Below are 12,072 nucleotides of genomic sequence, written 5' to 3'. Positions count from 1 at the left end.
ACCGCACCGGCTGCGCGGCCGGGCAGTCCCGGCCGACCGCACCCGCACGTGTGAAGGGCCACCGCCTCCGGGCGGTGGCCCTTCTCCGTTCCGCCGGCCCCGGCTGCTACCGGCCGACCAGCGAACTGGCCAGCACGATCACCAGCAGCAGGACGAGCGCGCCGGTCACGATTCGCATGCGAGTCTTGGGATCCACGGTCAACGAGCGTACCCCCGCACGCTCCGCGCTCAGACGCCGAGGTTGGATCCGCCGCTGGCGTCGAGGTTCTGGCCGGTGACCCAGCGGGCGTCGTCCGAGGCCAGGAAGGCCACCACGTCCGCCACGTCGCCCGGCTCGGCGACCCGGTCGAACACCGAGTACGAGGACGCCCGCGCCCGCGCCGACGGATCCGCCAGCCAGGGATTGATGTCGGTGGCCACGATGCCCGGCAGCACCGCGTTGACGGTGATCCCGCGCGGCCCCAGCTCCTGGGCGAGGGTCAGCGTCAGGGTGTTCAGCGCCCCCTTGGTCATCGCGTAGGCGACGGTCTCCGGGAACGCCACCCGGGTCACGCCCGAGGAGACGTTCACGATCCGCCCGCCGTCGCGCAGCCGGTCCAGGCCGTGCCGGACGACGAAGAACGGCGCCCGGGTGTTGACGGCGAAGACCCGGTCGTAGGCGGCCTCGTCCACCTCGTGGATCCGCCCCGGCTGCCCGATCCCGGCGTTGTTCACCAGGATGTCCAGCCCGTGGCCGCCGTCGTACCCGGCCAGCCCGGCGTCGAAGGCCGCCCAGAGCGCCTCGGCGTCCCCGGGCACACCGAGTTCGGCGGCGACCGCGAAGGCCCGGCCGCCGTCACGCTCGATCTCCTTCGCCGTCCGCCCGGCCGCCTCCGGGTCCCGCCCGTGCACCGCGACCAGCGCGCCCTCCCGTGCCAGCCGCTCGGCGATGCCCCGCCCGATGCCCCGGCTGCCGCCCGTCACCAGCGCCGTCCGCCCGGTCAACCTCGACATGACCGCCCCCTTCTTCCGGGTGCCGCCGGTCCGGCGGCACCCATTTCTGTAGTGATCGCTAATGAAATGACCGTAGCACGGTTTCTGTAGTGGGCGATATAGAATCGGCGCATGGCCACCACCCCCGCGAAGCGCGGCCGCCCGCGCTCCTTCGACCGCGAGGCCGCCCTGGAGCAGGCCCTGCGGCTGTTCTGGGAACGCGGCTACGAGGCGACCTCGGTCGCCGACCTCACCACCGCGATGGGCATCCGCCCGCCGAGCCTCTACGCGGCCTTCGGCGACAAGAGCGCCCTCTTCGGCGAGGTGGTCGACCGGTACCGGGAGGGCCACGGCGCCTACGCGACCCGCGCGCTCGCCGAGGAGCCCACCGCCCGGGCCGGGGTGGCCCGGATGCTGCGCGAGGCCGCCGCCATGGCGACCGACCCCGACCACCCGTGGGGCTGTCTGCTGATCAGCTCGACGGTCAACTGCACCTCGCCCGAGGTGACCGGGGCCGTCCGGGACATGCGCAACGCCAATGTCCGCGCCCTGGAATCACTGATCCGCGCCGACGTCGCGGCCGGTCACGAGCCCGCCGGGACGGACCCGGCGGCCCTGGCGCAGTTCACCGCGGCCGTGGTCCAGGGCATGTCGCAGCGCGCTCGCGACGGCGCGACCCGCGCCGAACTGGAACGGGTCGCGGCGGACGCCATGCGGATCTGGCCCTGACCGGAGCACCGGCGCGACCGCAGCACCGACCCGGCCGAGGTACCGGCCCGACCGCAGCACCGGCCCGACCGAGGTGCCGACCCGCTCAGCCCTCCCAGCGGGCCAGCGGCCAGGAGGCCAGTGAGCCGTAGTGGGCGAAGCCGCCGCCCTGCTCGCTCTGCATCAGGTGCAGCTCGGCGGCCTCCCAGTCCGGCCCGCGGTACCCCTCCAGGGCCTGCGCCAGCCCGTCCAGCTCCGCCGCGGCCGCCCGCTGCACCGCGCGCCGCTGCCCCCGTGAGGACCCCGCCCTGGCCAGCGTCAGATGGGGGTGGAAGCTGAACGCGTCCGCCTCGCCCGCCACCTCCGCGGTGGCCCCGGCCACCGCCTCGGCCAGCCCGCGCAGTGCCCACACCCGCCCCTCCACCCCGGCCCAGAGCACCTTGTCGCCGAACCGGCCGGCCCCGGCCAGCCGCAACGGGTGCGCCGGATTCACCGCCGCCACCGCCGCCAGACCGGCCGACAGCTCCGGCACCCGGTCCTCCGGCACCTCGCCGAGGAACGCCAGGGTCAGGTGCCAGCCCTCGACCGCCGTCCAGCGCAGCCGGTCCGCCCCGGGCAGCCCGCGCACCGGCGCCACCGCGTCGACCAGGTCCTGCAACGCCTCCACCGGAGGCAGCACCGCCACGAAGAGCCTCATGGGGACATCTTCCACCGGGCGACGGTTTGGACTAGAACGGTTTTCCATGAAGATCCGCAACGGGGGTCCCGAAGACATCCCCGACATCCTGTCCCTGCTCGACGGCGCCGTGGAGTGGCTGACCGCCCAGGGCCGTACCCGCCAGTGGGGCGACCACTCGTTCAGCGGCACCCCGGCCCGGGTCGAGCACATCGGCAAGTACGGCCGCGAGCCGTTCCTGATCCGGCTCGCGGTCGACGACGAGGGCCGCACCGTCGGCTCCTGCGTGCTGTCCGAGGAGCGGCCCGAGTGCGCCACCCCGGTGGACGAGCCCGAGCTGTACATCCGGAACCTGGTGACCGACCGGTCCCGCAAGGGCTCCGGCATCGGCGCCGCGCTGATCGCCGACGCCCTCGACGAGGCGCGCCGGCGCGGCATCGGCCTGCTGCGGGTGGACTGCTTCGCGGGCGGCGACCGCAAGCTGGTCGGCCAGTACCGGGCGCTCGGCTTCACCGAGACCGAGTCCTTCGAGGTCGAGCAGCCGGCCGGGCTCTGGCAGGGGCAGATCCTGGCGATCCGGCTCTGACCCGGATCGGCGGTCCGGCTCCGGAACGGGCCGCCGGTCCGGCTCCGGAACGGCCGTCGGCCCCGGAGCGCCGTCCTGGCACTCCGGGGCCGATCCGCTGTCAGCGGGGGCCGACCCGCCGTCAGCGGGTCCGGTCCGCCGTCAGCAGGCGGTGGCCAGCTCCGGCTTGACGCCGACGGGCGTCCGCGGCACCAGGGCGACGACGCGGCCGCCCCGCCCCGGGTGCAGGTCCAGCCGCAGCCGCAGCTCGGCGCTGCGGGCCAGCACCAGGCCGACCGCGGTGGCCGCCAGTGCCGAGACCAGGCCGCAGGCCAGCAGCCCGAGCCGGGGCCCGTACGAGGCGGTGACCCAGCCCACGATCGGTGCCCCGATCGGCGTGCCGCCGGTGAAGACCAGCACCAGCAGGCCCATCACCCGGCCGCGCATCGCCGGCTCGGTGCCCAGCTGCAGAGCGGCGTTGACCGAGGTGTTGAAGCTCAGCCCGAACACCCCGATCAGGGTGAGCAGCAGCGCGAAGGTCCAGTAACCGGGCGCGAACGCCGCCAGCACCTCCAGCGCGCCGAAGCCGAGGGCGGCGGCGACGAGCCTGCGCAGCCTGGGCGCGCCCCGGCGGGCCGCGATCAGGGCACCGGCCAGCGAACCGACCGCCATCGCGGTGTTCAGCAGGCCGTACTGCCCGGCGCCGACGTGGAACTCCGTGGCGAAACCGGACAGCAGGGTCGGGAAGTTGAACCCGAAGGTGCCGATGAAGCCGGCCAGCACCATCGGCCAGAACAGCTCCGGCCGTTCCTTGACGTACCGCAGCCCCTCCCGCAGCTGGCCCTTCTCCCGGGCGATCGGCTCGGTCGGGCGCAGTTCGCTCCCGCGCATGGCGAGCAGTCCGCCGATGACGGCGGCGAAGGACAGCGCGTTCACCGCGAACGCCCAGCCGCTGCCGACCGCGGCGATCAGCAGGCCCGCGACGGCGGGTCCGACCAGCCGGGCGGTCTGGAAGTTGGCGGCGTTCAGGCTGACGGCGTTGGCGAGGTGCTTCGGGCCGACCATCTCGGAGACGAAGGCCTGCCGGGCCGGGTTGTCGACCACGGTGACCAGGCCGAGCAGCAGCGCGAACGCGTAGACGTAGTACGGCGTCACGACGCCGGCCACGGTCAGCACGGCGAGGCCGGCGGCCAGCAGGCCCATCGCGCCCTGGGTGGCGATCAGCAGCTTGCGCTTGGGCAGCCGGTCGGCGAGCACTCCGCCGAAGAGACCGAGCAGCAGCATCGGCAGGAACTGCATCGCGGTGGTGATGCCGACCGCGAGCGGGCTGCCGGTGAGGCTCAGGACCAGCCAGTCCTGGGCGATGCGCTGCATCCAGGTCCCGGTGTTGGACACCACCTGGCCGGCGAAGTAGTAGCGGTAGTTGCGAACGCTCAGTGAGCTGAACATCCCCCCGGGCCTGGTGAACCGGGCTCCGGTCGGCGAGTCCGCCGTCCTCGGGGACGTGGCCGCGCGGCTGCGGCCGGGAGCGGCGGGATCCTCCGCCGCGGTGCGTTCGTCGGGGTCGTCGTCGCCGTTGCCCGGCAGCCCCGTGGGGGCGGGTGCCTGGGTCTCGGCGGCCGCGGCGCTCGCCGCGGCGGTGTCGGTGGTCTGCTCGTCGGTCCGGGTACGGGTGGCGGCTGCGGTGGCGGCGGCCGGCGGTGTCACAGTGGTCTCCCCTCGCGGCGCGGCGGCCGGTGCTCCGGCCGTCGCGCTCCTGGTGTCTGTCCTGGGTCCTGCGGTAATGCGTTTCTCCTTCGTCCTCCGGCGGCTACCGGAATCGATCTGCCTAGAGGTGTGCGAGCTTGTAGAGCACGGGCGCGGCCTCGCGGAGCTTCGCCCACTCCTCCTCGTCGAGTCCCTCGGCGAGTTCGGCGAGCCAGGCGTTCCGGCGGCTGCGGGACTCCGCCAGGATCGTCTCGGCCTCCTCGGTACTGCTGACGACCACCTGACGGCGGTCCTCCGGGTGCGGCTCGCGCCGCACCAGGCCCTTCTCCTCCAGCATCGCGACGATCCTGGTCATCGAGGGCGGCTGCACGTGCTCCTTCCGGGCGAGCTCGCCCGGTGTGGCCTTCCCGCACCGGGCGAGGGTGCCCAGCACCCCGATCTCGGTGGGGCTGAGCGACTCCTCGACCCGCTGGTGACGCAGTCGACGGGAGAGGCGCATGGCGGACGATCGCAGCTGACTGATGGCTGCGAGGTCCTGCTCGGACATCTCGGGCATGGTGTTTAGCTTACGTCATTACTCTCGCTAAAGAAAATTGGTTTCCGTTCGCCCGCATCACGGCCTCCCGACCGGGGTACGCGCGCGAGGTTGCGGACGGGGTACCCGCGCGGGACGAGAGCGGGGTGGGCGCGCGGGGAACGGGCGCGGGACGAGAGCGGGTCAGCGCCGGGTGTCCACCGCCGCGAGACCGTCCGGCATGCCCAGCACCAGCAGCGTGCCGGCCAGCACCAGCGACCACACCTCCGAGCCGGTCCGCAGGTCCAGCACCCCGCCCGTCCCCAGGTCCCGCACCCGGACGAAGCCGTCCGACCAGGCCGCCGCCACCACCGGACCGGCCGCCGTCGCCCCGGCCGCCACCGCCGTCACCGGACAGCCCCGGCGGTCGGACGGCTCGGGCATCGGCGCCGAACGCGGCCCCCAGAGCCGCACCGCGCCGTCGAAACCACCGCTCACCAGCAGCGGGATCTCCGGATCGGACAGCGGCCCGCCGCCCAGCGCGGTACCGGCCAGGGCCGTCACCGGCCCGTGGTGCAGCCGCTCGCTCAGCACCTTGCCGTCCTCGAACCAGTGCACCGCGCCGGCCGCGTCGCCGAGGGCCGGCGCGGAGTCCGCCAGACCGCCGACCGCCGCCACCGCGCTCAGGTCCCCGGCGGCCGCGCCCACCGCGTCCAGCGCCGCCGTCAGCCCGTACGGTTCCAGGCCCGGCCGGGGCTCGGCCGGCACCACCAGCTCCGGCCGCCCCCAGGCATCGAGCAGCACCGCGGAACCGCCCGCCGTCACCGCCAGCCCCCGCAGCGGGCGCGGCGAGGGCACCACCAGCGCGCCCACGCGACGGCCGGTGGCGGCGTCGAAGCTCCGCACCGAACCGGTCGGACCGGCCACCAGCACCTGCCCCGCGTACGGCCCCGCGCCGGCCGCGAGTGCCACCGCCGGTCCCGGCCAGTCCCGGTCGACGCCCTCCCAGCGGGCCCAGCGCCCGGCCCAGGGCCCGGGCAGCTGCGCCAGCACGGCCGCGGCCGCCGCGGCGGCGGTGTCCCCGCCCAGCAGCCGGGTGCGCAGCACCGCCGCCCGCACCGCCGGGTCCGGCTCCTCGATCACCGCCGGCCCGGCGGCCCGCCAGGCCCTGGCCAGCGCGTCGTCCCGCCGCTCGACCGCCGCCGTCACCGGGACGGGGCGGGCGAGCGCGTAGAGCAGCGGGTCGGCGGCCAGCGGGCCGGGGTCCGCCACCACCGTCGTCCAGAGCGCCGACAGGGCCTCCTCGCCGAGCGAGCGGAGCTCGGTCCCGGGCGGCGGCGGCAACGGGGCGGGCGGGACGGCGGGCTCGCCGAGGACCGGTCCGGGCAGCGGGTAGGCGGCCGGGTCGCCGCCCTGCTCCACCGCCCAGGCGGCGAACCGCGCGGCGTCCGTCCACTGCGGCTCGCCGAGGTCCAGCACGGCCGGGGCGGGCACGGCGGTGAACGACCGGGCGGCCGGGCCGTCCGTCGCCGCCCCGACCACCAGCCGCACCCCGGGCAGCCGCAGCAGCGGGTCGAGCAGCTCGGTCACCAGGGCGGCCGGGTCCTCCGCCAGGTCCAGCCCGGGCACGCAGAGCACGGTCGGCCGGCCGTCGGCCGCGATCGCCGCGACCAGCGGGCCCGGGGCGTGCGCGACCAGGTCGAGCTGTTGCCCCAGCGACCAGACGGCCGTCCGCACGGTGGCACCGGCGGCGGGCAGCACCGCGTGGATCCGCCGCCCGCCCGGAGTGTCGGCCCCGGTGCAGCCGCGCACCAGCCAGGCCAGCAGGTGCGACTTGCCGGACCCGGGCGGCCCGGCGACCCGGCACAGCCGCGGCGCCCGCGGGTCGTCCAGCCAGCCCAGCAACGCCATCCCGGCCGGCCTGCGGCCCGCCCCCAGCCGCGGCATCCGCGGCCCGCTCCCCGCCATGTCCTGCTTCCCTCTCCCCGTGCTGCCGTGCCGCCGTACTGCCGTGCGGCCCCGTCGAACTCCGTGCCCGGCTCAGCCTCGCCGCTCGGCCACGCTGATCATCAGTGCCTTGATCCCGCTCTCCCGGGACTCGGCCGTGTCGCCGTAGTCGAAGCTGTGGGTGAACTCCGCCTGCGGGAACTCCCGCGCCAGCCAGCGCGCGCAGTAGTGGCCGGGCATCATGCACGGCTCCAGCTCGCAGTACACCCGGACGACCTGCTCGGCCTCCACGCCCTCGGCCCGCAGCCGGTGCCAGAGCGCCTCCTCGGGGTGCAGCAGACCGGGGCCGCCCACCTCGGTGACGATCCGCTTCGCGCCCTGCCCGTCCACCACCTCGAACGCCGCCGAGGAGTCGATGTTCAACGGCCGCCGCAGGTCGTCCAGCACCCGCGGCCACCAGCCCTCGCGGTCGTCGAAGGCGGTCGGGTCCGCGGCCAGCAGGCCCTGCCGCAGCTCCCGGTAGGCCGCCAGCGCCAGGTCCGGCCGGTCCACCCCGGCGACCGCCGGCAGCAGCCGGTCGAGCAGCAGCAGTCCCGCCGCGAACGCCGCCACGCTGCCGCTCACCGGCAGGTCCAGCGGCTCGGCCCCCGGCAGTACCGCCCGGACCGACCGGTCCGGCGCGAAGTACAGCTCGGCCCCGCCGTCCGTCCCGATCCGCAGCTGCGCCGCCGCCGGCCCGGCGTCCGCCCCGGCCCACTCCCCCACCGACAGCGGATCGTCCTCCTCCGCTGCCCGGAAGTACGGCCCGACCTGCACCGGAAGCCCCGGATGCCGCAACGGCCCGGCCGGCGCGATCGGCAGGGCCCGCAGCCCGCGCGGCCCGAAGTGCGCCAGCAGCGCCGCCACCAGCTCGTCGTCCCTGTCCGCGTTCACGTTCGAACCGGCCCTCTCATGTCATGTGGTACGAGGAGTCCATGAAGACGTTCCAGAACTGCGTGCCGTCCCCGAACGGCACCTCGTCCCAGCGCTCCATGCCCTCCCGGACGCATTCCTCGGCGTTGACCCAGTCGTAGGGCGTCGGCCGCTCCTCGGGCGTCGGCTTCTCCACTTCGATCTTGTACACCAGGTAGGACAGCGAGGAGATGTCCCGGTGGATCAGCTCGTACTCCTCGTCGGCGTCCGGGTCGCAGACCCAGATCGTCCCGTCGTCGAGGTTGAGGAAGACGAACCCTCCGTACAGCTCACCCAGCTGCCGCAGCCGCCCGTGTTCCGTCTCGACCAGCGAGTCGGTCAACGGCCGGGCGAACGCCCAGTCCGGGTTGTCCGGACGCCGGTCCGCGAGCTCCTCCAGGATCCGGAACAGCCCGTTGGAGAACGGCACCCCGATCTCGGTCACGAAGCGCACGGCGTCCGCGTCCCCGGACCAGAGCTCGGCCGCCACCTCGGGCCGGAACCGCAGCAGGTCGCCGGGCGCGGCCCGCTCCACGAGCACGGGCCAGTCAATCCCTACCAGCACTACTCAACCATCCTGTCGTTCCACGCCTACATGCCCTTGTGCTTCTTCGCGGCCTGCTTGGCATCGTGGGCCGCCTTGTCCTGCTGCCCCTGGGCGTCGAAGTCCTTCGAGCCCATCGTGCCACCATGCTGTGACGCGCCGTGGTCGTTCGCGAGCTGTTCCAGATAGGCCCGGTGCCCCCAGTCGCGGTCCTTCTTGGGGACCTTGCTGTCGTACTCGACGCCGTAGTTCACGTCGAGATCGGGGTTCTTGGGCTCGAAGTGGCGCCCCAGCCAGCGTTCGCAGTTCTCGTTGGCCTGACAGGGGGCGCGCTCGGTGTAGAGCTCGCTGACGTGTTGCTCCCGTCCCCCGAGCACCGGTTTACCGATGGACCGCTCGGAATGGCTTCGATCACCACTGCGGCCGACGACGATGATCTCGTTGCCGTCGGGGTGCTTGTAGCGGATCGCGGCGTAGTTCTTGCCGCCGTAGTCGCCCTGCGCCCGACGAGCCTCTTCCACGGCCTGGGAGAGCGGCGTCGGGCCGTCGATCCTCCGACTGGTGGCCTTCTCGTCCTGCTTGGGGTTGCCCTGGTCGTCCTTCTCCGTCTTCTTGTACTTCTTGGCGTGGTACTTGTCCTTGAGGTCGTCCGGGGACGGGTCCCTGACCTTGTCGGAGGTCCCGTCCAGCATGGTCTTGAGGGACGCCTCGGGGTCCTTCACGTCGACCAGCTTGCCGTCCTTGATCTCCTGGACCCGGCCGTCGTCGTGGATGTAGTACTTCCGGGGCGCCGGCTTCGCCCCGTCACCGCCCGCGCCGCTACCGGTCTTGGGCGGTTCGGCGGCCTTGTCCTTGGCCTTGCCGTCGAAGTCGTCGGCGGTGTGGTGGTCGTTGTCCTTGTGGTGCTTGGCGGTCTTGTTGAGGTTGTCGCCCGCCTGCTTGTACATCTTCTTCGCGGCCTTGCCCATGTCGTCCGACAGGGTCTTGCCGAGCTTCGTCGCGACGTTCTTGAGCGCCTTGACGGTGGGATCGCTCACTCGAAGTTCACCGCCGACACCCGGGCGCCGAAGACCTGGGCGTGCTGGGCGACCTTCTCCGCCTGCTCGTGCAGGGCGCGGGCGTGCGCCTCCACCGCGGCCGGATCGATCTTGAACGCGGCGCCGACCGAGCCGCCGTCGACCGCGGCCTCGGCCGCCTCGAAGACCAGCCCGGACACCGCCTCCGCGACGACCTCGATCAGCGGGTTGAGCGCGGCCTCCACCACCTGGGCGACGATGTACTCCTCCAGCTGGTGCGCCAGGTAGGACATCAGCTTGCGCGCGGCCTGCTGGGCCGCGATCGCGCCGACCTCCGCCAGCCCGGCCGTCGCCACCGCGGCGGCCTGGGCGGCGACGAAGGTGGCGGCCAGGACGACGAGTTCGCCGAGCGCCTCCAGCTTCATCGCGACGATCGCGTCGGCGGCGATGTCCATCGCCTGCGCGACCACGTGCGCCGCCTGGACGACCTCGTTGAAGTGCTTGTCGGACATCAGGGCCCACTTGGCGGCCAGCGCCTGGTAGGACGCGCCCTCGTAGGCGCCGCCGAGCTGATGGACCGTCGCGGTCGAGTCCGCGTGCACCTCTTCCAGGCCCTTGGCGAACTCCTTGATGTGCTCGCCGAATTCGCGGACCCTGTCCTCGTTGACCGAAGGCCAGCGGATGCCGATGAAGTTCAGCAGCGTCGCGACTTCGTCGGGCAGTTCGATTGCCATCGAGAAACCCCCCGTAACCAACAATCCCTCGATTGGATCAAAAGTTTATACAACTAATCATTGGTCGCCCGATGCCCAAGGAGTGCCGATTCTGTAGCGATCCGGAACGTTCCAGACCGATTCGCCCCACATCTCTGGCCGTGCCCCCGATGACTCCCGGTGCGATGCTGGATCGTGGGGCCCGGTCCACGCGGACCCCCGGCGCCGCACCACCCCTCAGCAGAAGGGCCGAGCAGACATGACCGACGTCGCCGCCGAGCAGGCCGCGCAGGCCGACACCGGCTTCGCCCGCCTCGCCATGGTCACCATCGACTGTGCCGACCCGGTCGCACTGGCCGCCTTCTACGGCGAGCTGCTCGGGTGGGAGACCCGGCACGTGGACGAGCAGTTCGCCATCCTGGACAACCCGGAGGGCGGCAGCCCGCTCGGCTTCGGGCGGGTCAACGGGTACCGGCCGGAGCCCTGGGTCGAGCCGGACGGCGGCAAGCACTTCCACCTGGACTTCTACGTCGACGACCTGGAGGAGGCCACCGCCCGCGCGCTGGCCCTGGGCGCGACCGAGCCCACCTACCAGCACGGGCGCACGCTCAAGGTGCTGATCGACCCGGCCGGCCACCCGTTCGGACTAGCACCCCTGGACGCCTGAGCGCGACACCGGACCACCCGCCCGCCCCGCCCGGCGCCGACAGGCCCCGATCAGCGCGGGAAGGCCCGCTTGGCCCGCCAGGTGGTGTGCTCGCGCGACACCGCGTCCTCCGCCTCCGCCGCCAGCCGGGCCCAGCCCCGCTCGGCGTCCGGCCCGCGCAGGTCGAGGTCGGAGAGCTGGTTGCCGACGTTCTCCAGCTCCCGCGCCGCCAGCTGGTACGCGGCCGCCAGCGGGCGGAGCTGCTTCAGCTGGGTCCAGGCGATCACCGACGCGGCCGCCGCCGAGGTGGCCCCGAAGACGTGCACCTGCAGCGCCCCGGTCGCCTGCGCGATCGCCGCCGCCGCACCGACGATGATCAGCGCCGCGACGGCCAGCCCCCAGGTGACCGCCTGCGACTCGCAGGACTCGGCGCGCGAGCGGTACCACGTCCGTTGCCCCTCCACCCGGGTGCGCAGGTAGAGCGTGCGGCGCGAGGTCAGCGACTCCGCCCGCACCCGCCGCATCTCCGGGGTGATCTCGGCGACCGCGTCCGGCGGCACGATCGCCGGGTCCTCGAAGGCCCGCAGCACGTCCTCCAGCTGGAGCAGGTAGACCCGGTCGACGTCCGCCGACTCCGCCTCGCCCTCGAACGGGCGGGCCCGCACCGAGTACTTCCAGGCCAGCGTCTTCACCGACTCGGCCGCCGCCCGCGCCTCGTACCACCGCGCCTGCGGATTGCCCCGGCGCAGCCGGGACCAGAAGTACCCGGCCACCAGGAACGCCACCACCGAGAACAGCGGCGTGATGTCGGCGGCCCCCTTGTCGTCCGGCCCGGGCAGCGAGCCGACCACCGCCGCGACCACCAGCATCGAGATGAGCCCCCGGTACCAGCGCAGCGTCTCCTGCTGGCCCGCGATCGACGCCCGGTCGGCCGTCCGGAACAGCTCCGGCAGCAGCTGGGCCTCGACCCCCGTCGGCGGATCCTGTCGCACCATCGAACCGCTCCCCTCCCCCGTCTCGCCCGGAGTATGCCCCCGGTCAACTCCGCTACACCGCGAGCCTCTTGACGCCCCTTATTGTCCCCGGTGCCCGGCAACCCCTATAACTGGTTAC

General features: G+C 73.6%; 13 protein-coding genes. 3 read left to right on the top strand and 10 right to left on the bottom strand.

Annotated features, from left to right (window positions below; translation table 11 throughout):
- Positions 1–228 precede the first annotated feature (228 nt).
- Positions 229–993 carry an SDR family NAD(P)-dependent oxidoreductase gene (locus ACIPYS_RS12765; RefSeq protein WP_400745775.1) on the bottom strand — a complete coding sequence of 255 codons (765 nt, stop codon included), beginning with the start codon at positions 991–993 and terminating at the stop codon, positions 229–231.
- A gap of 111 nt (positions 994–1,104) precedes the next feature.
- On the opposite strand from ACIPYS_RS12765, the gene ACIPYS_RS12760 reads away from it, so the two are divergent.
- Positions 1,105–1,701 carry a TetR/AcrR family transcriptional regulator gene (locus ACIPYS_RS12760; RefSeq protein ID WP_093860888.1) on the top strand — a complete coding sequence of 199 codons (597 nt, stop codon included), beginning with the start codon at positions 1,105–1,107 and terminating at the stop codon, positions 1,699–1,701.
- A gap of 85 nt (positions 1,702–1,786) precedes the next feature.
- Here ACIPYS_RS12760 and thpR read toward each other — a convergent pair whose 3' ends face one another.
- On the bottom strand, positions 1,787–2,377 hold the full coding sequence (gene thpR, locus ACIPYS_RS12755; protein ID WP_159424917.1) for an RNA 2',3'-cyclic phosphodiesterase: 591 nt from the start codon (positions 2,375–2,377) through the stop codon (positions 1,787–1,789).
- 46 nt (positions 2,378–2,423) lie between these two features.
- Here thpR and ACIPYS_RS12750 point away from each other — a divergent pair, with 46 nt between their 5' ends.
- On the top strand, positions 2,424–2,942 hold the full coding sequence (locus tag ACIPYS_RS12750; protein ID WP_400745772.1) for a GNAT family N-acetyltransferase: 519 nt from the start codon (positions 2,424–2,426) through the stop codon (positions 2,940–2,942).
- Positions 2,943–3,083: 141 nt separating this feature from the next.
- Here ACIPYS_RS12750 and ACIPYS_RS12745 read toward each other — a convergent pair whose 3' ends face one another.
- The 7 genes from ACIPYS_RS12745 to ACIPYS_RS12715 all read right to left on the bottom strand — a co-directional run bounded on the left by ACIPYS_RS12745 (position 3,084) and on the right by ACIPYS_RS12715 (position 10,334).
- The gene (locus tag ACIPYS_RS12745; RefSeq protein WP_400745870.1) at positions 3,084–4,706 is read right to left on the bottom strand and encodes an MFS transporter; all 1,623 of its coding nucleotides are present in this window, start codon (positions 4,704–4,706) and stop codon (positions 3,084–3,086) included.
- A 43-nt stretch (positions 4,707–4,749) separates the two neighbouring features.
- A complete protein-coding gene (locus tag ACIPYS_RS12740) occupies positions 4,750–5,184 on the bottom strand; it encodes a MarR family winged helix-turn-helix transcriptional regulator (protein ID WP_093860890.1) in 435 nt (144 codons plus the stop codon).
- Between the two features lie 162 nt (positions 5,185–5,346).
- Entirely contained in the window at positions 5,347–7,110 is a 1,764-nt protein-coding gene (locus ACIPYS_RS12735) for a hypothetical protein (RefSeq protein ID WP_400745770.1), read from the bottom strand.
- Between the two features lie 72 nt (positions 7,111–7,182).
- Complete coding sequence (locus ACIPYS_RS12730) at positions 7,183–8,022, bottom strand: nucleic acid/nucleotide deaminase domain-containing protein (protein WP_360021063.1); 840 nt, start codon at positions 8,020–8,022, stop codon at positions 7,183–7,185.
- A 16-nt stretch (positions 8,023–8,038) separates the two neighbouring features.
- Positions 8,039–8,605: an SUKH-4 family immunity protein gene (locus ACIPYS_RS12725; protein WP_360021062.1), complete on the bottom strand. Its 567-nt coding sequence runs from the start codon at positions 8,603–8,605 to the stop codon at positions 8,039–8,041.
- A 26-nt stretch (positions 8,606–8,631) separates the two neighbouring features.
- The gene (locus ACIPYS_RS12720) at positions 8,632–9,621 is read right to left on the bottom strand and encodes a nucleic acid/nucleotide deaminase domain-containing protein (RefSeq protein ID WP_360021060.1); all 990 of its coding nucleotides are present in this window, start codon (positions 9,619–9,621) and stop codon (positions 8,632–8,634) included.
- On the bottom strand, positions 9,618–10,334 hold the full coding sequence (locus ACIPYS_RS12715; RefSeq protein ID WP_400745768.1) for a WXG100 family type VII secretion target: 717 nt from the start codon (positions 10,332–10,334) through the stop codon (positions 9,618–9,620). Before ACIPYS_RS12715 ends, ACIPYS_RS12720 begins: the two co-directional genes overlap by 4 nt.
- A 238-nt stretch (positions 10,335–10,572) precedes the next feature.
- Between ACIPYS_RS12715 and ACIPYS_RS12710 the strand changes: the two genes are divergently transcribed.
- Positions 10,573–10,980, top strand: a complete 408-nt coding sequence (locus ACIPYS_RS12710) for a VOC family protein (RefSeq protein WP_045937644.1) — start codon at positions 10,573–10,575, stop codon at positions 10,978–10,980.
- A 50-nt stretch (positions 10,981–11,030) separates the two neighbouring features.
- On the opposite strand, the gene ACIPYS_RS12705 is transcribed toward ACIPYS_RS12710, so the two are convergent.
- Positions 11,031–11,954, bottom strand: a complete 924-nt coding sequence (locus ACIPYS_RS12705) for a DUF4231 domain-containing protein (RefSeq protein ID WP_093860896.1) — start codon at positions 11,952–11,954, stop codon at positions 11,031–11,033.
- Positions 11,955–12,072: the final 118 nt, after the last annotated feature.

This window comes from Kitasatospora sp. NPDC089913, assembly GCF_044748625.1.
In the GTDB taxonomy this organism is placed as follows: Bacteria; Actinomycetota; Actinomycetes; order Streptomycetales; family Streptomycetaceae; genus Kitasatospora.
Note: the sequence above shows the minus strand (reverse complement) of the source record. Positions and strands in the feature narration are given on the sequence as shown.

What these genes read in the sequence shown, in the direction of transcription:
- ACIPYS_RS12765 (WP_400745775.1), bottom strand. Translation starts at nt 993, where the DNA reads ATGTCGAGGTTGACCGGGCGGACGGCGCTGGTGACGGGCGGCAGCCGG.
- ACIPYS_RS12760 (WP_093860888.1), top strand. Translation starts at nt 1,105, where the DNA reads ATGGCCACCACCCCCGCGAAGCGCGGCCGCCCGCGCTCCTTCGACCGC.
- thpR (WP_159424917.1), bottom strand. Translation starts at nt 2,377, where the DNA reads ATGAGGCTCTTCGTGGCGGTGCTGCCTCCGGTGGAGGCGTTGCAGGAC.
- ACIPYS_RS12750 (WP_400745772.1), top strand. Translation starts at nt 2,424, where the DNA reads ATGAAGATCCGCAACGGGGGTCCCGAAGACATCCCCGACATCCTGTCC.
- ACIPYS_RS12740 (WP_093860890.1), bottom strand. Translation starts at nt 5,184, where the DNA reads ATGCCCGAGATGTCCGAGCAGGACCTCGCAGCCATCAGTCAGCTGCGA.
- ACIPYS_RS12735 (WP_400745770.1), bottom strand. Translation starts at nt 7,110, where the DNA reads ATGGCGGGGAGCGGGCCGCGGATGCCGCGGCTGGGGGCGGGCCGCAGG.
- ACIPYS_RS12715 (WP_400745768.1), bottom strand. Translation starts at nt 10,334, where the DNA reads ATGGCAATCGAACTGCCCGACGAAGTCGCGACGCTGCTGAACTTCATC.
- ACIPYS_RS12710 (WP_045937644.1), top strand. Translation starts at nt 10,573, where the DNA reads ATGACCGACGTCGCCGCCGAGCAGGCCGCGCAGGCCGACACCGGCTTC.
- ACIPYS_RS12705 (WP_093860896.1), bottom strand. Translation starts at nt 11,954, where the DNA reads ATGGTGCGACAGGATCCGCCGACGGGGGTCGAGGCCCAGCTGCTGCCG.